The organism is Leifsonia sp. NPDC056665, from assembly GCF_042791795.1.
Classification (GTDB): Bacteria; Actinomycetota; Actinomycetes; order Actinomycetales; family Microbacteriaceae; genus Leifsonia.
Genome location: NZ_JBHTXK010000011.1, coordinates 69,968 through 88,136, shown reverse-complemented (window position 1 = coordinate 88,136; position 18,169 = coordinate 69,968). Strand labels below are relative to the sequence as shown.

General features: G+C 72.5%; 18 protein-coding genes. 9 read left to right on the top strand and 9 right to left on the bottom strand.

The window, feature by feature from the left end; genetic code table 11:
• The first annotated feature begins 22 nt into the window (after positions 1-22).
• Positions 23-1,087 (top strand): PrsW family glutamic-type intramembrane protease, encoded by a 1,065-nt coding sequence (locus tag ACFQ9V_RS12245; RefSeq protein ID WP_382459427.1) that lies wholly within the window; start codon positions 23-25, stop codon positions 1,085-1,087.
• 49 nt (positions 1,088-1,136) lie between these two features.
• Here the strand turns inward: ACFQ9V_RS12245 and ACFQ9V_RS12240 are convergent, their stop codons facing one another.
• Positions 1,137-3,464: a cell wall-binding repeat-containing protein gene (locus ACFQ9V_RS12240; RefSeq protein WP_382459426.1), complete on the bottom strand. Its 2,328-nt coding sequence runs from the start codon at positions 3,462-3,464 to the stop codon at positions 1,137-1,139.
• 128 nt (positions 3,465-3,592) lie between these two features.
• On the opposite strand from ACFQ9V_RS12240, the gene ACFQ9V_RS12235 reads away from it, so the two are divergent.
• The 4 genes from ACFQ9V_RS12235 (at position 3,593) to ACFQ9V_RS12220 (ending at position 6,498) form a co-directional block, all read left to right on the top strand.
• Positions 3,593-4,528, top strand: coding sequence for an RNA polymerase subunit sigma-70 (locus ACFQ9V_RS12235; RefSeq protein WP_382459425.1), 936 nt, complete (start codon positions 3,593-3,595; stop codon positions 4,526-4,528).
• A gap of 64 nt (positions 4,529-4,592) precedes the next feature.
• A complete protein-coding gene (locus tag ACFQ9V_RS12230; protein ID WP_382459424.1) occupies positions 4,593-5,144 on the top strand; it encodes a dihydrofolate reductase family protein in 552 nt (183 codons plus the stop codon).
• A 120-nt stretch (positions 5,145-5,264) separates the two neighbouring features.
• Positions 5,265-5,774, top strand: a complete 510-nt coding sequence (rhuM, locus tag ACFQ9V_RS12225) for a RhuM family protein (RefSeq protein WP_382459423.1) — start codon at positions 5,265-5,267, stop codon at positions 5,772-5,774.
• A 10-nt stretch (positions 5,775-5,784) separates the two neighbouring features.
• Entirely contained in the window at positions 5,785-6,498 is a 714-nt protein-coding gene (locus ACFQ9V_RS12220; RefSeq protein ID WP_382459422.1) for a hemerythrin domain-containing protein, read from the top strand.
• Here ACFQ9V_RS12220 and ACFQ9V_RS12215 read toward each other — a convergent pair.
• From ACFQ9V_RS12215 to ACFQ9V_RS12205, 3 genes are read right to left on the bottom strand one after another with little or no spacing between them, the layout of a single operon-like run.
• Positions 6,450-7,280: an isocitrate lyase/phosphoenolpyruvate mutase family protein gene (locus ACFQ9V_RS12215; protein ID WP_382459421.1), complete on the bottom strand. Its 831-nt coding sequence runs from the start codon at positions 7,278-7,280 to the stop codon at positions 6,450-6,452. The two genes, ACFQ9V_RS12220 and ACFQ9V_RS12215, sit on opposite strands and share 49 nt — an antisense overlap.
• A 38-nt stretch (positions 7,281-7,318) precedes the next feature.
• Positions 7,319-8,245 (bottom strand): NAD-dependent epimerase/dehydratase family protein, encoded by a 927-nt coding sequence (locus ACFQ9V_RS12210; protein WP_382459420.1) that lies wholly within the window; start codon positions 8,243-8,245, stop codon positions 7,319-7,321.
• Positions 8,246-8,300: 55 nt separating this feature from the next.
• On the bottom strand, positions 8,301-8,699 hold the full coding sequence (locus ACFQ9V_RS12205; protein WP_382459419.1) for a VanZ family protein: 399 nt from the start codon (positions 8,697-8,699) through the stop codon (positions 8,301-8,303).
• A gap of 119 nt (positions 8,700-8,818) precedes the next feature.
• Between ACFQ9V_RS12205 and ACFQ9V_RS12200 the strand changes: the two genes are divergently transcribed.
• The gene (locus tag ACFQ9V_RS12200; protein ID WP_382459418.1) at positions 8,819-9,607 is read left to right on the top strand and encodes an ABC transporter ATP-binding protein; all 789 of its coding nucleotides are present in this window, start codon (positions 8,819-8,821) and stop codon (positions 9,605-9,607) included.
• Positions 9,600-10,382: an ABC transporter permease gene (locus ACFQ9V_RS12195; RefSeq protein WP_382459417.1), complete on the top strand. Its 783-nt coding sequence runs from the start codon at positions 9,600-9,602 to the stop codon at positions 10,380-10,382. Before ACFQ9V_RS12200 ends, ACFQ9V_RS12195 begins: the two co-directional genes overlap by 8 nt.
• A gap of 21 nt (positions 10,383-10,403) precedes the next feature.
• On the opposite strand, the gene ACFQ9V_RS12190 is transcribed toward ACFQ9V_RS12195, so the two are convergent.
• The 4 genes from ACFQ9V_RS12190 to ACFQ9V_RS12175 all read right to left on the bottom strand — a co-directional run bounded on the left by ACFQ9V_RS12190 (position 10,404) and on the right by ACFQ9V_RS12175 (position 15,111).
• Entirely contained in the window at positions 10,404-12,692 is a 2,289-nt protein-coding gene (locus ACFQ9V_RS12190; RefSeq protein WP_382459416.1) for a hypothetical protein, read from the bottom strand.
• A gap of 9 nt (positions 12,693-12,701) precedes the next feature.
• Positions 12,702-13,343, bottom strand: a complete 642-nt coding sequence (locus tag ACFQ9V_RS12185) for a peptidoglycan-binding protein (protein ID WP_382459415.1) — start codon at positions 13,341-13,343, stop codon at positions 12,702-12,704.
• A gap of 140 nt (positions 13,344-13,483) precedes the next feature.
• A complete protein-coding gene (locus ACFQ9V_RS12180; protein WP_382459414.1) occupies positions 13,484-14,350 on the bottom strand; it encodes an SMP-30/gluconolactonase/LRE family protein in 867 nt (288 codons plus the stop codon).
• On the bottom strand, positions 14,347-15,111 hold the full coding sequence (locus tag ACFQ9V_RS12175) for an SDR family NAD(P)-dependent oxidoreductase (RefSeq protein WP_382459413.1): 765 nt from the start codon (positions 15,109-15,111) through the stop codon (positions 14,347-14,349). The genes ACFQ9V_RS12180 and ACFQ9V_RS12175 overlap by 4 nt, the downstream gene beginning before the upstream one ends.
• A gap of 58 nt (positions 15,112-15,169) precedes the next feature.
• Here ACFQ9V_RS12175 and ACFQ9V_RS12170 point away from each other — a divergent pair, with 58 nt between their 5' ends.
• Positions 15,170-15,901, top strand: coding sequence for an SDR family oxidoreductase (locus ACFQ9V_RS12170; protein ID WP_382459412.1), 732 nt, complete (start codon positions 15,170-15,172; stop codon positions 15,899-15,901).
• Complete coding sequence (locus ACFQ9V_RS12165) at positions 15,898-16,581, top strand: FadR/GntR family transcriptional regulator (RefSeq protein WP_382459411.1); 684 nt, start codon at positions 15,898-15,900, stop codon at positions 16,579-16,581. The genes ACFQ9V_RS12170 and ACFQ9V_RS12165 overlap by 4 nt, the downstream gene beginning before the upstream one ends.
• Before the next feature lie 76 nt (positions 16,582-16,657).
• Here the strand turns inward: ACFQ9V_RS12165 and ACFQ9V_RS12160 are convergent, their stop codons facing one another.
• Positions 16,658-17,959, bottom strand: coding sequence for a hypothetical protein (locus ACFQ9V_RS12160; RefSeq protein ID WP_382459410.1), 1,302 nt, complete (start codon positions 17,957-17,959; stop codon positions 16,658-16,660).
• Positions 17,960-18,169: the final 210 nt, after the last annotated feature.

The following is an 18,169-nucleotide window of genomic DNA, read 5'->3' as shown; positions in this document are numbered from 1 at the left end:
AACTGATACCTATCCTGATCGAATGAGCGTCCTGCCCCCTCCGCCGCCGCCCGGCTGGTATCCCGACCCGACCCCTGCGCCGTCGTACCGGTGGTGGAGCGGCGGGTCGTGGACGGGGTACACCTGGCCGAGCGGTGCGCAGGCCGCAACGGCTTCGCACGCTGGCGGCGTGCAGGAGGCCGTCGCCGCCTTCGTCTCCACGCGGCGCACCAAGTGGCTGGGCCGCTGGGGCGGCTGGCTGATCGTCGCGGGCAGCGCCGCGGTGTGGCTGTGGCTGTTCGGCCTCAGCTTCCTGTTCTCCGCCCTCTCCCCGCACGCGCACGACGGCTCGCCGGCGGTCCTCTCGCCGTACCTGCTGGTCACTGGCAGCGCCACCGCGGCCGCTGCGATCTTCTACACGATGGCCTACAAGCTGCGGCCGGCTGACCGGCTCAGCGTGCCGCGCCTCGTCACGGTCGCGCTGCTCGGCGGCGCCGTCGCGACCCTGCTCGTGCTGCCCTTCGAGGGCCTCATCGACATCGCGGCCGGAGGGTCCTCGCTGCATCCCAGCCTCGCCGTGCTGGCCTCCGCCGGTCTGGTGGAGGAGCTGGCCAAGATGCTCTGCGCTGTGCTGCTCTGCCTGCGGCTGCCGGTCAAGAACGCCAGGATCGGGCTGTTCGTCGGCGGCGCGGTCGGCCTCGGCTTCAGCGTCATCGAGAACCTCGGCTACCTGCAGCACGCGTTCGCGCTCGGGCAGGCAGACGGCGCGGGGCTCGGACTCTTCCTCACGACGACGGCGGCCCGCCAGCTCAGCGGGCCGTTCCTGCATCCGGTCTTCTCCGCGCTGCTCGGCGCCGCGGTGTTCGGCGCGGCGCGCGGCGGACGCTTCCGGATCACGCTCGGCGTGGTGGCCGCCTACCTCGGCGTCGCCGCCGCGCACGGGCTGTTCGACGCGCTGCAGTGGACCGCGACGGTGCGCGCACTCGGCCCGGCCTCCGGGATCCTCGTGGTGCTGCTCTCGCTGGTGTTCGCGGCCGCGAGCGGCCTCACCTGGCTGTACGTCGTCCGACGCGTCCGGAGCAGGGAGGCCGCGGCCGCCGCGGCCTAGGATCGCGTCGGTCCCCGCCTCACGAGACGGGGACCGACGCGCTCGGCGCTCAGTGCTTCAGCGTCGCGTGGTGCGTGAGCGGCGCGACCGGAAGCGACGGGCCGACCGGGTGGTCGGCGACCGGTGCGCTGCCGCCCGAGGCGCCCGTCTTCGCGGCCGCCGGCGCAAGGCCCGCCGCCGGGAGGAGCGGTGCGATCACCGAGTAGATGTCGTCGCAGCTCGTCAGCCCTGCGACGCTCGGGTTCAGCGCGGTCGTGCCGCCGATCAGGGTGACGTCGTTGGCGCCCAGGTAGTAGATGTCGTCCAGGGTCCGCTGCGGCACGCACGTGGAGGTGGTGATGAACAGCGGCGACGAGGACTTGCCCGCCCAGGCCGAAGCGCTCAGCGCGTCGGGGAAGTTCATACCGTTCGCCAGGATGACGTGGCTGCTGTTGACGAAGGCGCCCTCGACCACCTGCTGGGAGGAGTCGAAGCGGTTGGCGCCCGCGAGGTGCGTCACGGTGCCGAAGCGGGCGAAGTCCGCCACCAGGGAGGGCGACATGACGCTCGACCCTCCGATGATGACGATCTTCGTCGTGCCGAGCGACTGCAGCAGGGAGGCCGTGGCCTGGTCGACGGCCGTGGCGGCGCTGTTCACCAGCAGCAGCGGAGCGTGCAGGCTGCCGGCCGCGCCGCCCGCGCTGAGCGAGTCGGGGAAGTTCCACCCGGTCGATACGTACACCGTCGGCGCCGTCGTGAAGGAGTGCTGGATCACGGCCCGGGAGGTCGCGAACCGGTCCGCCCCGTAGACGCGCTGCACATCGGGCGCGAGCGCCTGGAGCGCGCCGAACACGCTGTCGCCGACGACGGCCGGCCCGCCCACGACGACGATGTGGTTCGGGTGGAGGCGGGTGATCTCCGCCGACACCGACGCCGGCAGGACGTCCTGACCGGTCAGCAGCAGCGGGCCGGAGTCCTGGGCCGCGGCGGGACCGCCCGAGAGCGCGTCGGGGAACGACAGCCCGTTCGCGACGTATACGGTGCCGACGGTCGACGGGTCCGGGTACGACGCCTTGGAGACCTCCACGGAGGTCGCGAACCGGTCGGCGCCGGAGGTCCGGTCGACCGTGACAACGCGGAGCGTGTAAGTCTGCGTCACGCTGTCGTTGGAGCTGTCGGTCATCGTCACGCTGAAGGTGGAGGAGCCGGTCGCGGTCGGGGTGCCGGAGATCGTGTCGCCGGTCAGGGTGAGACCGGCGGGCAGGGCGCCGCCGGTGATCGCGAACGTCGGGTTCGATCCGTAGGCGGAGAACTGGTAGGTGTACGGCTGACCCAGCGCGGCGACGCCGGACGCGGTGCCGAAGATCGAGGCCGGCTCGTACATCCCCCACAGGGTCGAGCCGGAGCCCAGGAAGATCGTGTTGCTGAACGGGTCGACCGACATACCCAGCAGCGGGGTCGAACCCGTGGTGAACTGCGTGTGCTGCGAGCCGTCGACGGTGTCGATGGCGAACACCGTGAGGCCTGCCTCCAGCAGCACGGACTGCGTGGTCGGGTCGATCGACATGGTCGAGATGCCCGCGCCCTGCAGGGTGATCGTCTGGGAGACCGTGTGCGCGACGCCGTCCACCACCGTGACCGTGCTCCCGGCCCCGAGGTACGCCTTGTGGTGAGCCGCGTCGACCGTCATCGCGGTGGTGCCGACCGGGGCCGCCACCGTCGCGGTGACCGTTCCTGCCACCTCGTCGACGATCGAGACCGTTCCGTTGGGGTCGACGGTGTAGACGGTGCCCGTCGAGGCGTCGACGCCGATGAGGGAAGGCGTGCCGCCGACCGTGATCGACGTGCCCTGGGTCAGGGTCGACTCGTCCACGCTGAGGACCGTGCCCGTCGTGCCGGTGGTCACGAGGACCTTGCCCGTCGTGCGGTCGACGGCGAGGTGCTGCACGTTCCCGGAGAGCGCGACGGTGCCGGTGATCGTCGTCGTGCGCTCGTCGATGCGGTACAGGTTCTTGCCCGCGGCGTCCAGCACCCAGACGAGAGCCTTGCTCGGGTCGGCCGCGAGGAGCGGGCTGGCCGCACCGGGGACCGGGACCGTCGCGGCGATGTTGCCCGAATACTCATCGACCACGTCGACGACTCCGTTGCGGCCGACGAAGACCCCGCCGGTGTACGGGTCGACGGCCGTGTCCGTCGCCACCCCGGCGAGGTCGGTCGTGAAAGCCAGGCTGGGGGGCATGAGCCCCGGTCGCGCTGCCGCCGGCAGCGCGCCGGTGGCCAGCACGCCACCGGTGACGAGCGCGACCGCGGCGACGGCCGCGACGGCCCGGCGGCGGCGGCGCGGAGGTGCGACGAGCTGTTCTTGAGCGGGAATGATAGAGGTGGTGCTTCTCTGCACGACGTTTTCGCTTTCGGGTACGGCTCGTCAGCGACCCCCACGAGCATCCCGCTCAGTTAAAACCATTCGGCCGGTTTTCCCTCTACCCCAATGCAGGGGACACGGTTCGCCCGCTCTAGGATCGGCGCATGACGGCATTCGACGAGGCCGAGCTGGGCAGCCTCCGGCGCGGGCTGACGGCGTTCTGCTACCAGCTCCTCGGCTCCCCGTTCGAGGCGGAGGACGCGGCACAGGACGCCCTGGAGCGGAGCTGGCGCGCCCGCGACACCTTCGACCCGGCCAAGGGCTCGCTGTCCACCTGGTGCTACCGGATCGCCCGCAACGTCTGCTTCGACCGGCTGCGGGAGGCGCCGCGACGGCCCCTGCCGCGCGACCTCCAGGACCCAGGGCTGGAGGCCGGCGCCCCGCTGGTGCCCGCGCTCGACGTGCCGTGGCTGCTGCCGGCGCCGACCGGCTGGGCGGCCGCCTCGGAGGTCGAGGGCCGCGCCGAGCGGCGCGAGGAGGTGCGGTTCGCGGTGACGGCGATGCTGCAGTACCTGTCGCCCGCGCAGCGCGGAGCGTTCGTCCTCCGCGACGTGATCGGGCTCAGCGCCGCCGAGACGGCCGCAGTCCTGGAGGTGTCGGTGGCGTCGGCGAACTCCGCGCTCCAGCGGGCGCGCGCCGCGATCGCCGCCGGGGTCGGGCGAGCGCATCCGCCCGCGCCCGGGGCCGTCGAAGGCTACGCGCGGGCGATCGAGCGGGCCGATGTGGGCGCGCTGGCCTCCCTCGTCGCCGACGACCTGGTGTTCGAGATGCCGCCGGTGCCGGACTGGTCCATCGGCGTCCCGCCGTACCTGTCGTTCATGGAGCACCTGTTCTCCTGGCGTGGCGTCGAGTGGTCGACCACGCCGATCTCGGCGGGCGGGCAGCCGGGCTTCCTGCTCTACCGGGGCGTCGGGGAGGCGCGTGAGCCGCACACCCTCCAGCTCTTCGACGGGGACGCCGGCGGCGCGATCGGGCACGTGCTCGTCTATCAGCACCCCCGGCTGTTCGCCCTGTTCGAGGAGACTGCGGCCGTGCGATGATTTCCGGCCCTCCCGCTCGTATCCACTGATGGCACCGAGATGCGGTGTCGTCAGGAGGATCATCGTGGGAGAGCTGATCGTCGTGCAGTTCATCACGCTGGACGGCGTCGTGGAGGACCCCGACGGCAGCGGCGGCACGCCGTTCGGCGGCTGGGCGATGCGCTTCGGACCGCAGGGCGTCGCCGGCGACAAGTTCCGGCTCGGCGCGATCCTGGAGACGGGGACGCTGCTGTTCGGCCGCCGCACCTGGGAGCACTTCAGCACGCTGTGGCCGGCGCGCGACGACGACTTCTCGCGGTCGATGAACCGTGCGGCGAAGGCGGTCGTGAGCGGCAGCCCGGTGGAGGTCGCGCGCTGGTCGAACACCGAGCAGGTCGCGGGGACGCTGGAGGACTGGCTCGACGGGACGCTGCGGGCGCGCGACGTGGTCGTCATCGGCAGCGGCACGCTGCTCGCCCGGCTCGCCGCGGCCGATCGCGTGGACGAGTACCGGTTGCTGACCTTCCCGACCGCGGTCGGTGCGGGGCGGCGGCTGTTCCCGGACGGTGCGCTCCTCACGCTGACCTCGTCGGAGCAGGTGGGACCGGCGAGCCTGACGCGGTATCGGCGGGCGTGAGCGGGGGCGGGAGGGGACCCTGATTTCTGCGGCTTCGCAGCCCGGAGCGGCGACATCGGAGGTCTCCCCGTAGCATGTCAGCGTAGCCAGATCGGATGCCCTGCCGCATTGAGGAATGACGTGACGCCTCAAGCAGATCGAGGGAAGACCTCCGCAACGTCCAACTCTGGTTCATACGCGTCGCATCCCAGTTCGGATCCCGAGATCAGCCTTTCTTCTCCGTCAGACGACGAAGAGCCGACCGCTGTCGAGCTCTACCAGTCGGAGGACGGTACGGTCAGCGTCGATGTCAAGACCGACGGTGAGACAGTCTGGCTGACGCGCCAGCAGCTGGCGACGCTCTTCGGCCGAGATGTGAAGACCATCGGCAAGCACGTCACGAACGCTCAGGCAGAGGAACTCGCCGGCATTCCAACTGTCGCAAAATTTGCGACAGTTCAATTCGAGGGTTCGCGAACGGTAGAGAGGCAGGTCGAGCACTACAACCTCGACCTGGTCCTGTCTGTCGGATACCGCGTGAAGTCGCCTGAGGGTGTTCGGTTCCGGCGCTCACGCTCATGGTGGCAAACAGTGAGCCGCACCTCCAAAAGCGGAGTTCTGGGGGTCCCCACCGGGCCGACGAGCCCGTAGATTTCGCAGCATGGCCGCGACCCCCCTCCCCTCGTCCGGCGAGCCCCCGCTCGACGGCCCGAAGACCTGCGACGCCGAAGGGATGATCGACATCCACCGGCTCTACCGGCACGCGTTCGGCGAGGCGGGTGGACTGGTGGACGGCGTGACCGACGGCGACAGCGCCCACGCCGACGTCGTCGCGTCCCAGCTCGACCTCGTCTCGGTCTCCCTGCACGCGCACCACGAGGGCGAGGACGCGAAGCTGTGGCCGGCGATCGACGAGCGCGCGCCGTCGTGCGCCCTCCACGTCGAGCGGATGAAGCAGCAGCACGCGGCGATGCTCGTGCAGCTCACGGCGCTCGACGCTGCGCTTCCCGGCTGGCGCGCGGCCCCCGGAGCCGCAACGGTCGAGCCGGTGCGGTCGGCGCTCGCGGGGATCAACGCCGCGCTCGCCGAGCACCTCCCCGACGAGGAGGCGAACATCGTCCCTGTCATGGAGCACGTGGTCACGAAGGACGAGGAGAAGTGGTTCGCCGACCACGGCCGCCGCAGCACCCCGAAAGGCCAGCAGTGGAACATGCTGGGCGCGATCCTCGCGGCGCAGCCGGACGGCGGCGACGTCTGGCTGAAGAAGAACCTGCCGGGGCCGGTCGTCCTGATCTGGCGGTGGGTAGGGCGCCCGCGGTACCGGCGCTACCGCGCGGCGCTGGAGGGCCGGTCCCCGTCCGGGTCCGCGCGCTGAGCGAACGCGATCAGCCGCTGCTGCGACTCCGCATAGGAGGTCGCGACCGGCACGTCCCGCCCCTCCCGCACGGCTTCGGCGGCGTCCACCGCCGCGTCGATCGCCACCCGGTACGGCAGTGAGCCGGTGCTGACCCGGCGGACGCCGAGCACCTGGAGGTCGTCCAGGCCGAGCCCGGGGACGACCAGGACGTTCAGCGGCAGCGGGATGACGGCGGCGAGCCGCTCGATGGTGGCGGGGTCGGTGACGCCGGGCACGAAGATCCCGTCCGCCCCGGCGTCGGCATAGGCCGCGGCCCTGGCCGCGACCGCCTCCACCGTGTCGTCCTCGTGATACCAGTAGGAGTCGACGCGCGCGTTGACGAACACGCCGTGCGCCCCGCGCTTGACGGCCGCGATCTTGGCCGCAGGGACGGCCGGGTCGACCAGGTGGCCGTCCGCGGAGTCCTCCAGGTTCACGCCGACCACGCCGTCCGGGGCGAGCGCGGCCACGAAGGCGGCCACCTCGTCCGGGTCGTCGCTGTAGCCGTCCTCGATGTCGGCGGTCACGAAGACGTCGAGGGCGGCGATCCGGCGGACGAGCGCAACCGTGTCGTCCCGGCTGGCGCTGCCGGCGTCGGGGCGGCCGGCGGACGCGTTGACGCCGAAGCTCGTCGTGCCGACGGCGGGGAATCCGGCAGCGGCGAAGGCGATGGCGCTGCCGGCGTCCCACGCGTTCGGGAGCAGGAGCGGCTGGTCGCCGTGGTGCAGGTCGCGGAACGCGGCGAGGTCGCGGAAGGTCATGGGTGGGGCTCCCCTTGTTGGGTGGGAGGGTACTCCGTTCAGCGCGCAGACGCTCTGAGCGCCCGCAGGGTGGCGGCGATCCCCTCCTCGACCGGCGTCGCCGTGACGCCGAACGCGCTCTCGAACGCGCTCGAGTCGAACAGGTAGGGCGCCTCGTACTGGTAGGCCATCTCGAGCGTCTCGCGGGCCGGCGTGCTGAAGAGCGCGCCGATCCGGAGGGTGCCGCGGCCGATCACCTTCACGCGGGCGGAGGGGCCGGCGGCGATGCGGAGGTACTCGCGGCCGGTTAGCGCCGGCGCGGCCGGCAGGTGCCATGTCCGGCCGCGCGCGGCCGGGTCCGTCCCCAGCACGGTGAGCGCCGCACCGACGTCGGGCGTGTAGGCGAGCGAGTGCGGCTGGTCGGCGTCCACGAGCCAGGTGCCCGCCTTGCCGCGGGCGATCGGGGTCAGGCCGAACATGTTGAAGGCGCTTGTGGAGGCTTCCGGACCGTAGAAGTCGGCGGCGCGGCCGATCGTGACGTCCAGTCCGCGCGCGGCGGCGGCGTCCAGAGCGCGCACGACGTCGGCGCGGATCGCACCCTTGCGGCTGTTGGGGCGCAGTGCGGTTTGCTCGGCCATCGGGCCGCGCAGCTCGCCGTACGCGTAGACGTTGTCGAGGAACACCAGGCGCACCCCGTGCCCGAGCGCGGCGTCCACCACGTCCCGCGTGATGACGGGCCACTGCTGCGCCCACACCCGCGTCGAGTACGGGAGGCCGGCGACCAGGTAGGCGACCTCCGCGCCGTCCAGCACCCGCGCGACGTCGGCGGCGTCGAGGAGGTCAGCGGTGGCGGACGTGGCGCCGTCGACGGTGGAGGAGCGGCGACCGACCGAGACCGGGGACAGCCCGACCCGGACGAGCGCGCGCACGGTCTCCCGGCCTGCGACGCCGTTGCCGCCCAGAACCACGTGGCCGGTGGGGCTCATCCTGGTGTCCTCTCGTTCGCGTCAGGACCAACCTAGGGGTGCGCCTGCCTCCGTGTCAGGTCACATCCGCAGCCGCACGACGAACCCAAGGAACCCCAGCACGGGCACGGATCTCGACGGCCACGCTCACGGACGCGACGATCAGCAGGTTCGACCAGCTCCGTGCCGTGCGCCGCAGGAACGTCAGGTACGCGCCGAGCGGCACGAAGGCGAGGACGTTCCCGGCGAGGTTGGCGAACGCGAACCGCCGCACGCCCGCGGGGCCGCCGAGGTAGTCCGCGATGCTCGCGAACGGGATCAGGTTGACGGACCGCTCGGAGCCCGGCACCCGGGAGAACAGCAGCAGCTTCGCCAGGAACACCAGGTAGAGGGCGAACGCCGCCCAGATGACGGCGGACTCGACCTTCGCCCGGGTCGTGGCGGGCGGCGTCTCGGTGAGCGACGGGCTGGGCACGACAGGACGGTAGCGGCCCGACCTTTCCAACGGCTGCATGACCGCAACCAACCTGTTGATCCCTTCAGCCTTCCGAAACCTCCCCGGCGCACGGACCCCGATGCCGGATACTGACGATGATGAGCGATTCGGACCTGCCGGCGGCGCCGCCGGCGTTGAGCGTCGACGACCTGGTGGTCGCCTACGGCAGCCGCACCGCGGTCGCGGGCATCCACCTCCGCATCGAGCGCGGGGAGATCTTCGGGCTGCTCGGGCCGAACGGCGCGGGCAAGACCAGCACGCTGAGCGCGATCGAGGGGCTCCTCGTTCCGCGCTCCGGCCGGGTGCTGGTCGACGGGGTCGACGCGCGGCACGATCCCCTGGAGGCGAAGGCCCGGCTCGGCGTGCAGCTGCAGTCCTCCAGCTTCCAGCCCGAGCTGAGCATCGAACAGCTCGCCCGGCTGTTCGGCGGCCTCTACGGTGTGCGGCTCACGCGCGGCCGGATCGCCGACGACCTGCGCGCGATCGGGCTGGACGAGGAGGCCGGCAAGCGGTTCAAGCAGCTCTCCGGCGGTCAGCAGCAGCGTCTCGCCCTCTACATCGCGACCATCCACGACCCGCGCGTGCTGCTGCTGGACGAGCCGACGGCCGGGCTCGACCCGCAGTCGCGGCGGGCGCTGTGGCGGCGCATCGAGGCATTGCGCGCGGCGGGCAGCAGCATCCTGCTCACCACGCACTCGATGGAGGAGGCCCAGGCCGTGTGCGACCGGGTCGCGATCATCGACCACGGCGCGCTGCTCACGGAGGGGACGCCGACCGACCTGATCGCGAAGCACAGGGACGACCCGCGCGTGCTCGAGGTCGCCCACGGCGACGTCACGCTGGAGGACGTCTTCATCGGCCTGACCGGGAGTGAGATCCGTGACTGACGCACCCGCACCGACGACCGCGGCCTTCCGCCCTCCGGTCGGGCTCGCGCTCGGCTCGCTGCTGCGCGCCGACCTTCTCGTCCTGCTCCGGAGCCGCGTGTCGGCCGTGCTGAGCATTCTGCTGCCGGTGGTGATCATCGTGGCCACGACCTTCGGCAAGGCGGAGAGCCGGCTGGGCGGATCGGCCGAGATCGTCGGCCTCGCCCTGAGCATCGGGCTGATCACCTCGTGCCTCCTCGGCTACAGCCTCACCCTCGCCCACGACCGGGAGGTCGGCGTGCTCCAGCGGCTGCGGGTCAGCCCGGCGCCGACCTGGACCATCATGACCAGCCGGCTCACCGTGCAGGTCGCCGCGAACCTCGTCGGGTCGCTGGCGGTCATCATCGTGGGCGCGATCCTGCACCACCTCGGCCTCAGCCCGCTGCAGTACGTCCTGCTGCTGGCGACCGCTGTGCTCGGCGCCGCGGTGTTCCTGGCGCTCGGCCAGGCGCTCGTCGCGCTGGTCCGCACGACCGGCGCGATCAACGCGATCGGCCGCATCCTGTTCATCATCCTGCTGCTCACCGGGCTGCTCGGCGGCAGCGGCGTGCTCGGCGACACCATGCAGTCGATCGCCGACTGGACGCCCGTCGGCGCGCTGATGATCCTGTTCTCGGACGTCGTGAGCGGGGCGGCGTGGAGCGGGCACGACGCGAACGCGCTGCTCGCCTGCGTCGGCTACGTGGTCGTGTTCACCTTCATCGGGATCCGCTGGTTCCGGTGGGAGTCGCACTGACCGTCCCCGGTCGCGCGCGTCTCACGGCGTGGGGGTCGGCACCGGCGTCGGCGTCGCCGCAGGCCCCGGGGTGCCGGTCGGCGCCGGCGCCGGCGTCCCGGTCGGCGCGGGCGCAGGGGCGGGCGCGGCAGTGACCCCGGGATTCGCGGTCGGGCCGGGGGTGCTGCCCGGCGCACCCGAACCGGTCGGCACAGGCGAGGGAGCGGGCGCCGGCACGGAGGCCGCTCCACCGCCCGGCACCTGAACGGCGGCCGGATCGCGAGCGATGATGTCCTTCAGCTCCTGCTCGAACACGAGCAGCTGCGATTGCACCGCCGACAGCCCGAGCCCTTGGAGGTTGTGCGAGAACGCCATGATCTTCGCCCAGAGCGCGGCGATCCGGCTCATCGTCGCGGTGTCGGGCCGGCTGGTCACCGTCAGCACCAGCTGGTTCGCGAGGGCGGCGGTCACGCAGTCGACGCACCCGTAGTTGGCCGCCTCCGACAGGTTCTGCGGGACCACGACATGCGTCTCCCCGACGACGATCACCACCTGGAACGCCACGGCGACGGTCGTGCAGCCGGAGCAGTGCGCGAACGCGTACGCGGAGTTGGTGTTCAGGGCCGACTGGCCGCCGGTCACCCAGACCAGCGCGAAGGCGACGTCGTACAGCGTGGACCCGTTCGTGGTGTTCACCGCGAGCGCCTGGTTGTCGCCGGGCCGCGGCGGGGCAGGCTTGTTGAACGGGAAGACCCAGGACGGCGACCGGCCGTCGCGCGGGACCAGGACCATCGCGAGCTGCGGATGGTCGGCGGTCGGCCGCGCGTCCCCGCCCGGCCAGATCGTCTGAACGGCCCCGGTCGAGCCGGCGGAGAGCCGGCCGGACGAGAGGGTCGCCGGCGCGAGGATGTCGGTGAGCGTGCCGCGCTCGTAAGGCTGGATGGGGCGGTACGTCTGCGGCGCGGGCCACCAGGCGAAGGCGAGGCCGCCGACCATCGCCAGCACGAGCGCGGCCGCGACTCCGCGGCGCACCGGCCTCCCGCGCGTGCCCGCCCAGAGCCGCGCGAGACCGGTCCGGGCGAGCCGGAACAGGATGTAGAGGGTGCCCAGGATCGGCAGGGCCGTCGCGAGCATGAGGACGAGCTGCGCCGCCCCCGCTGCCGTGTCGCTGCGGCCGAACTCCAGCGCGAGCGCGTGGCCCCGCTCCGCCAGCGCGGCCCAGGCCGTGGCGAGCACACGGGGAAGCGTCAGCACCATCGCCACCAGGGAGAACAGCAGCATCGGGACGACGACGAGCACCCAGACGCTGACGACGGCACGCGCCCACGGCCGGAGCGTCCGGGACTCCGGACGACGCCAGCGCCACGGCAGGAGGCCGAGCAGGGTCGGGCCGATGCGCTGGAAGAGGTCAGGCACACCGGTCAGGTCCGCCAGCACGTGATACCCGTCGAACCGCACGGTCGGCAGCAGCTGGTGGACCATCTGCAGCAGCTGCGTGAGCACGACGAGCAGCAGCGCATCCCAGCGCGTCGCGAACCACACCCCGACGATGGCGACGGCGACGATCGCGTTGAAGTACAGGCCCCCGAGGTCGGTGCGGACGCGGCCGAACCGCCCGAGCCGGTACGAGTCGGTGACGTCGGTGAAGAACGCCGGCCAGAACAGGTAGAGGCCCATCCCCATCCGGCCGGGGGTCGCGCCGCCGTACCGCGCCGCCGCCGCGTGGCCGAACTCGTGGAAGCCCGCCGACAGGACGGTCACGGCGACGATGAGCAGGAGGACACCCGGGTCCTGGAACGCGTGGTACGTCGCCGCCGCCAGGCCCTGCACCATCAGCAGCCACCAGCACGCCGCCACGAACAGGCAGATCACCGGCACGACGACGAGGGGATGGAACAGCCGGGCGAACGGCCCGGTGAGCCGCCGGGTGCGGTCGGGATCGGTGATCTCCTTCCGCAGCCGCAGCCCGAGCAGCGGGGAGGACCGCTTGACCTCCGGCTCGCCGCCGTCCGCGCGGGTGAGGAGGCCCAGCGGGCGGAGCGAGGAGTCGACCAGGTGCGCGACGTCGTCGGGACGGATGGCGCGGCCCACCCGCTCGCTGACGCGCTCCGCGATCCGGCCGATGTCGCGCGTGCCGTCGACCTCGTCGAGGATCGCGAAGAGCAGCGGCGTGAGCTGGAGGACCTGACCGTCGCCGCGGCGGGCGAGCGAGGGCGGCTCGCGGTACCCCGAACCCTGCATGGCGCCGATCAGCTGGACGCCGTCGGCGCGGGCGAGCACCTCCGTCGAGCGGTCGACACTCCCGGCCGGCGGTTTCGATGCGATCGTCACAGCGTTGCGCTACTGCTGCGCAGGCGGCTGCCCGATGGTCGACTGCTGGCCCGCGGTCGCGTCCGCGGAGCCGGTGATGCTCTGGTCGATCGCGGCGTCCTGGTGCGAGACGGCGGCGGCCTGACTGTCGATCGAGCCGATGTTGGCGGCCACGCTGGCGTCGATCGGCGCCGCGACGTTCGCGTTCGCGGCGACCGCACCGTTGATCGGGGCCGCGATGTGCGCGTCGGCGGCCGCGTTGATGTTCACGTTGAGGAGGTTGCCGTCCGTGATCGAGCCAGGGGTGGCGGCCGGCTGCGGAGGAGCCGGGGTCGTGTCCGCCGTGGGAGCCATCTCGCTCACCTGGTGGGAGTTGGCGACCGCGTCCGCCGCGATGCCCTGCTGGATGCCCGCGCTCTGGTCGGCGCCCGCGACGGCCGTCGAGCCCGCCGAGAGCACGTTGGCGCCGGCGGAGGCCTCGATGGGGGCGGCGACGTTGGCGTTGGCCGCGACACCGAGGTCGACAGGGGCGACCAGCCCGAGCCCGAGGTTCAGGTCGGCATTGAGGTCGAGGATGGAGGCCACCTCCTTGTCGGGAAGGGGCGTTGCGGCCTCCGCCGCGAGCTCCTCCGCGGAGAGCGGCTGCGGGTCGGACGTGTTGTCGTCTTTCATGGGAGGATTCCTCTCCGGCGCGCGACGCGCCGATCCCTGCAGACGGTACGTCCGCCCTCCGTCCGCAGGAAGGCCGTTCACCTCCGGCGACGGCTGTGGTATGCGCTGGCCCACGCACGAGCGCGGGCCTCCGTCTGCCGTCAGGAGGTCCGGAATGCGAAGATCCTCCCGGCGTGCGGGTCGCGCTGCAGCGCGGCCTCGTCGTACCCCTCGGCGGAGGTCGTGATGTACAGCGTCGCGAGATCCGGCCCTCCGAAGCAGCAGCTCGACACCTGCGCGGCCGCGACCTCGACGCGGGCGAGCAGCCGGCCGCCGGTGTCGTAGCGCTGCACGGCGCCGCCGCCCCAGAGCGCGACCCAGAGGCAGCCGTCGGCGTCGACGCACATCCCGTCGGGGGCGCCCTGCTCCGGTGGGATGCGGATGACGACCTCGCCGTCGTCCAGCCCGTCGTCGGCGACGGTGAAGCGGCGGACCGTCCGCGTGGGAGTGTCGATGTAGAAGAGCGTGCCGCCGTCCGGCGTCCAGGCCAGGCCGTTGGAGATGGTCGCGCCGTCGAGCATCAGCCGCGGGCGGTCGCCGTCCAGCCGGTAGAGGGCGCCGGCGCCGGGGGCCATGTCGTACGCCATCGTGCCCGCCCAGAACCGGCCGAGCGGGTCGAGCTTGCCGTCGTTCATCCGGCGGCGGACGCCGTCGTCGGGCAGGACGTCGGCGATCGGGGTGAGGATGCCGGCCCGGTCCAGCCGGTGGAAGCCGGCGCCGGCCGCGACCAGCCAGCCGCCGTCCTCGTCCGCGCGGTCGGGGACGATGGCGCCCACGGCCATCCCGAGCTCGAAGGGCGGCTCCTCGACGAGCGCGCCGGTCGGCGTCGGGCGTGCGCGCCGGACGATGCCGCGGTACTGGTCGACCCAGAGCAGCGTGCCGTCGCGGTCGTCCCAGAGCGGCCCCTCGGCGTGCTCGGCGGCGGCCTCCACCGCGATCTGAGCGCGCAGGACCAACGGCCCGGTCACAGCGCCGCCCGCTCGTGCGCGAGGCTCGGGATCTGGGTGGCGAACTTGCCGCCGGAGACGTCGATGAGGGCGCCGGTGAGGTAACCGGCATAGTCGCTGGCGAGGAAGCAGACCAGGTCGGCGACGTCCTCCGGGCGCTCCCAGCGGCGCAGCGACAGGGTGTCGAGCAGGCGGTTCGTCCGGGCCTCCGGGAGGTCGGCGAAGCCGTTCATGGCAGTGGGGATCATCCCGGGCGCGTAGGCGTTGACCGTGATGTTCCACGGGCCGAGCTCGGAGGCGAGCACGCGCGTGAACTGCACGACCGCGGCCTTGGACGCGCCGTAGGCCGCCGCACCGACGCTCGGGATGATCGCCGCGAAGGACGCGGCGTTGACGATCCGCCCGCGCCCGGCCCGCTTCATGGCCGGGATCACGGCCTGCGACAGCGCGAACACCCCGAACACGTTCACGTCGAAGCACGCCCGCCAGCGCGCGGGGTCGAGCGTCTCGACGTCGCCCTCCACGTTGATGCCGGCGTTGTTCACGAGGACGTCGATGCGGCCGAACTCGCTCTCGACGATGTCGATCGCGGCGCGGACCGACGCGGCGTCGGTGACGTCGCAGTGGATCGTGCGCGCGAGCTCCTCCACGGCGTCGTCGAACGCGAGATCGAGGGCGACGACGGTCGCGTTCTCGGCGACGAAGCGCTCCACGAGCCCGCGCCCGATCCCGCGGCCTCCCCCGCTGACGATGACGACCTGCCCGGCGAAGTCGATGAGCATGTGACCTCCAATAGTCATACTATTGAGACCATCGTAGCGAGGTGAGAGGAGGTCCGCGATGGGTTCTCCCGCGGACGGGCGCGTGGTGTGGATCACCGGCGCAGGCAGCGGCATCGGCCGGGCCACGGCGATCGAGGCGGCGCGGGCCGGCTGGCGGGTGGCGCTCACCGGGCGCCGCGCACCGGCGCTGGAGGAGACTGCGGCGGCGGTGCGGGAGGCGGGCGGCTCCGCACTGCTCGTGTCGGGCGATGCGACCTCCGACGACGTCGTCCTGGCCTCCCTCGACCGGATCACCGCCACCTGGGGCCGCCTTGACGCGCTCGTGCTCGCCGCCGGCCTGAACGCGCCGCAGCGCCGCTGGGCCGACCACGACCTCCCGGCCTTCGACGAGATCGTGCGCGTCAACCTCACCGGCCCTGCACACTTGGTCACGGCCGCGCTGCCGCTGCTGCGCGCATCGCGCGGCGTCGTCGTGTTCGTGTCGTCGTACTCCGCGTGGGCGTTGAACCCGATCGCGGGGGTCGCGTACAGCGCGTCCAAGGCCGGGCTGTCGGCGCTGAGCCGCACCCTCAACGCGCAGGAGGCCGCGGCCGGCGTCCGGTCGTGCCACCTCTGCCCCGGCGACGTGAACACCGACTTCCTCGGCCACCGCCCGCAGGTGCCGTCGGACGACGCCCGCGCGGTGATGCTGCAGCCGGCGGACGTGGCGCGCAGCATCCGCTTCGTGCTGGAGGCTCCGGCGCACGTGCGGTTCGACGAGCTGGTGGTGTCGCCGGTGTCGCAGACGTGAGCGGGGCTCCGGTGGACGGCGGCCGGGCCTACCGCCGCGTCCTCGACCGGCTCGGCCGGTGGATCATCGCGGGCGACCTCCCGGCCGGCCGCGTGGTGAACGTCGAGTGGGCGATGGAGCAGACCGGCGCCTCCCGCAGCGTCGTGCGCGAGGCCACGCGCGTGCTGGTCTCCCTCGGCCTCCTCGTAGCCCGCCAGCGCGTCGGCCTGACGGTCACCGCGAGCGAGGACTGGGACGCGCTCGACGGCGACGTCGTCCGCTGGCGCCTCGACTCGCCGGACCACGACGCGCAGATCGCGGAACTCCTCGACCTGCGCCTCGCGGTCGAGCCGGGGGCGGCCAGGGCGGCGGCTACGCGGCGCAGTGCGGAGCAGGCGGCGGCGCTGGTCGCGGCGGCCCGCGAACTGGAGGACGCGGCCGCGCGCCGGGACGCCGCGGCGTTCTTCGAGGCGGATGCGGCCTTCCACAGCGGGGTGATCGCGGCGAGCGGCAACCGGATGTTCGTGCGCCTGCAGGCGGTGCTGCGGGAGGCGCTGCGCGAGCGCACGCCGCACGCGCCTGTGAGCTGGCGGGACGCGCCGGCGGATGCGCGGCTGCACGCGGAGGTGGCGGCGGCCATCCAGGGCCGGGAGGCCGGGGTGGCGGAGGAGGTCATGGGGCGGATCGTGCGCGGGGACTGACGCCGCACACGCGACGGCCCCGGCATCCACTGGACACCGGGGCCGCCGTCACGCGCTTACTTCAGCGCTGCGATCTCTACTTCAGCGCTGCGATGATGCCGTTCACATCCGGCGTCCCCCACCCGGTCGGGCGGTCCCAGCCCGCCGTCGCCGAGTAGCCGCCGCTGAACGTCGGGGTCGTGTTGCTGCCGACCGTCACGTCGTAGAGCAGGCCCTTCGACGCCCAGCTCTGCGCCTGCTGGCCGACGTTGCCGACCGTGTGCCCGACCGCCTGGATGGTGTCCGCCGTCAGGGCCGCCCACTGCGGCGAGCCCGCCGACGTGCCTCCGAAGAAGTAGAGGCCGTTGTTGGCGCCGCCCAGGAACCCGAGGTACGTGAGCACTCCCGTGTAGACGCTGGCGTTGTAGGCGACGTCGGAGCCCTGCTTCGACGTGAACAGGCTCGGCGCGCCACCGGTCTCACCAACCACGCCGAAGGCGCAGGTCAGCGGGCAGTTCGCGAAGTCGCCCCACACCGTCTCGCGCGGCTGGTTGAGCCCGCTGCCTGCCCAGAGGTTGGTGCCGCCGACCGAGGTCACGTTCAGGTCGGAGGCCGGGAAGGCGTAGTTCGCGAAGCCGGCGCCGTTGTCGGAGCCGCTGTCCCCGGAGGACGCGAAGAGCGACATCCCCTGAGCAGCGCCCTGCGCGAGGGCCTTCACGCCCTGCGCGGTCTGGCCGTTGTTGGCGTTCGGCGACTTGATCAGGTTGTCCGCCTCACCGAAGCTCATCGACAGGACGTTGCCGAGCTTGTTGTCCACCGCGTACTTGATCGCGTTGTCGATCGTCGCCCCACGGTCGTTCGCCGCCACGACGAGCGCGATGTTCGCGCCAGGCGCCACCGCGTGCGCCCACTGGACGTCGAGGGAGGTCTCCTCGGCCCAGCCGGTCTGCGTCTTCTTGCCCGTCCAGGTCGGCTTGCCGCCCGGGTAGTAGACCGTCAGGTTCGGCGTCGGGAGCCCGAACGCCCCGGAGAAGGCCGCGAGGTCCGACTGCACGGTCGGGCTGCCGAACGCGTCGACGATGACGACGGTCTGCCCGGTGCCCGCAGGGACGCCGTTGATGGTGGCCGGGATGTCGTACGCGGCCCGGATGCTGTCCGGGGTCTGGCAGGCCACCCGGCCGGCGGTCTGCGCCAGGCACTGGGCCGGCGTGAGCGACGGTGTGACGGCGCTGGTGGAGAGTCCGGCCTTCTCGACGATCGGATGGACGCTGTAGACGCCGCTGGTGTCGGGGGTCGCGGCACTGGGTGTGGCCGCGGACGCCGGTGCCGTGACCGCCACCGCGAGCGCTGCGGCTCCGGCGATGGCGAGGCTGACGGAGAAGAACGAAGAACGTTTCATGGTGCTCCCTTGTCCTGCCGCCGCTCCAGCGCGACGGCCCGGAATGCACCCTATGCCGCACCCCGCACTCAGGGATAGAACGGGCTGTCTGAGGGTCTTCTCAGATAGCCTCGCGATTCGTGGGGGGAGTGGACGCAAGCGCGCGGCGGGGGGGCCAAAGGGACGCCAGCGACGGGGGTTTTGGTGGGGGGGGCGCGGGGGGGGGGGTTT

Excerpts from the sequence above, each read along its gene's own strand:
- ACFQ9V_RS12185 (WP_382459415.1), bottom strand. The coding sequence starts at position 13,343 with ATGAAAGACGACAACACGTCCGACCCGCAGCCGCTCTCCGCGGAGGAG.
- ACFQ9V_RS12215 (WP_382459421.1), bottom strand. The coding sequence starts at position 7,280 with ATGACCTTCCGCGACCTCGCCGCGTTCCGCGACCTGCACCACGGCGAC.
- ACFQ9V_RS12170 (WP_382459412.1), top strand. The coding sequence starts at position 15,170 with ATGGGTTCTCCCGCGGACGGGCGCGTGGTGTGGATCACCGGCGCAGGC.
- ACFQ9V_RS12245 (WP_382459427.1), top strand. The coding sequence starts at position 23 with ATGAGCGTCCTGCCCCCTCCGCCGCCGCCCGGCTGGTATCCCGACCCG.
- ACFQ9V_RS12175 (WP_382459413.1), bottom strand. The coding sequence starts at position 15,111 with ATGCTCATCGACTTCGCCGGGCAGGTCGTCATCGTCAGCGGGGGAGGC.
- ACFQ9V_RS12210 (WP_382459420.1), bottom strand. The coding sequence starts at position 8,245 with ATGAGCCCCACCGGCCACGTGGTTCTGGGCGGCAACGGCGTCGCAGGC.
- ACFQ9V_RS12235 (WP_382459425.1), top strand. The coding sequence starts at position 3,593 with ATGACGGCATTCGACGAGGCCGAGCTGGGCAGCCTCCGGCGCGGGCTG.
- ACFQ9V_RS12160 (WP_382459410.1), bottom strand. The coding sequence starts at position 17,959 with ATGAAACGTTCTTCGTTCTTCTCCGTCAGCCTCGCCATCGCCGGAGCC.
- ACFQ9V_RS12200 (WP_382459418.1), top strand. The coding sequence starts at position 8,819 with ATGAGCGATTCGGACCTGCCGGCGGCGCCGCCGGCGTTGAGCGTCGAC.
- ACFQ9V_RS12220 (WP_382459422.1), top strand. The coding sequence starts at position 5,785 with ATGGCCGCGACCCCCCTCCCCTCGTCCGGCGAGCCCCCGCTCGACGGC.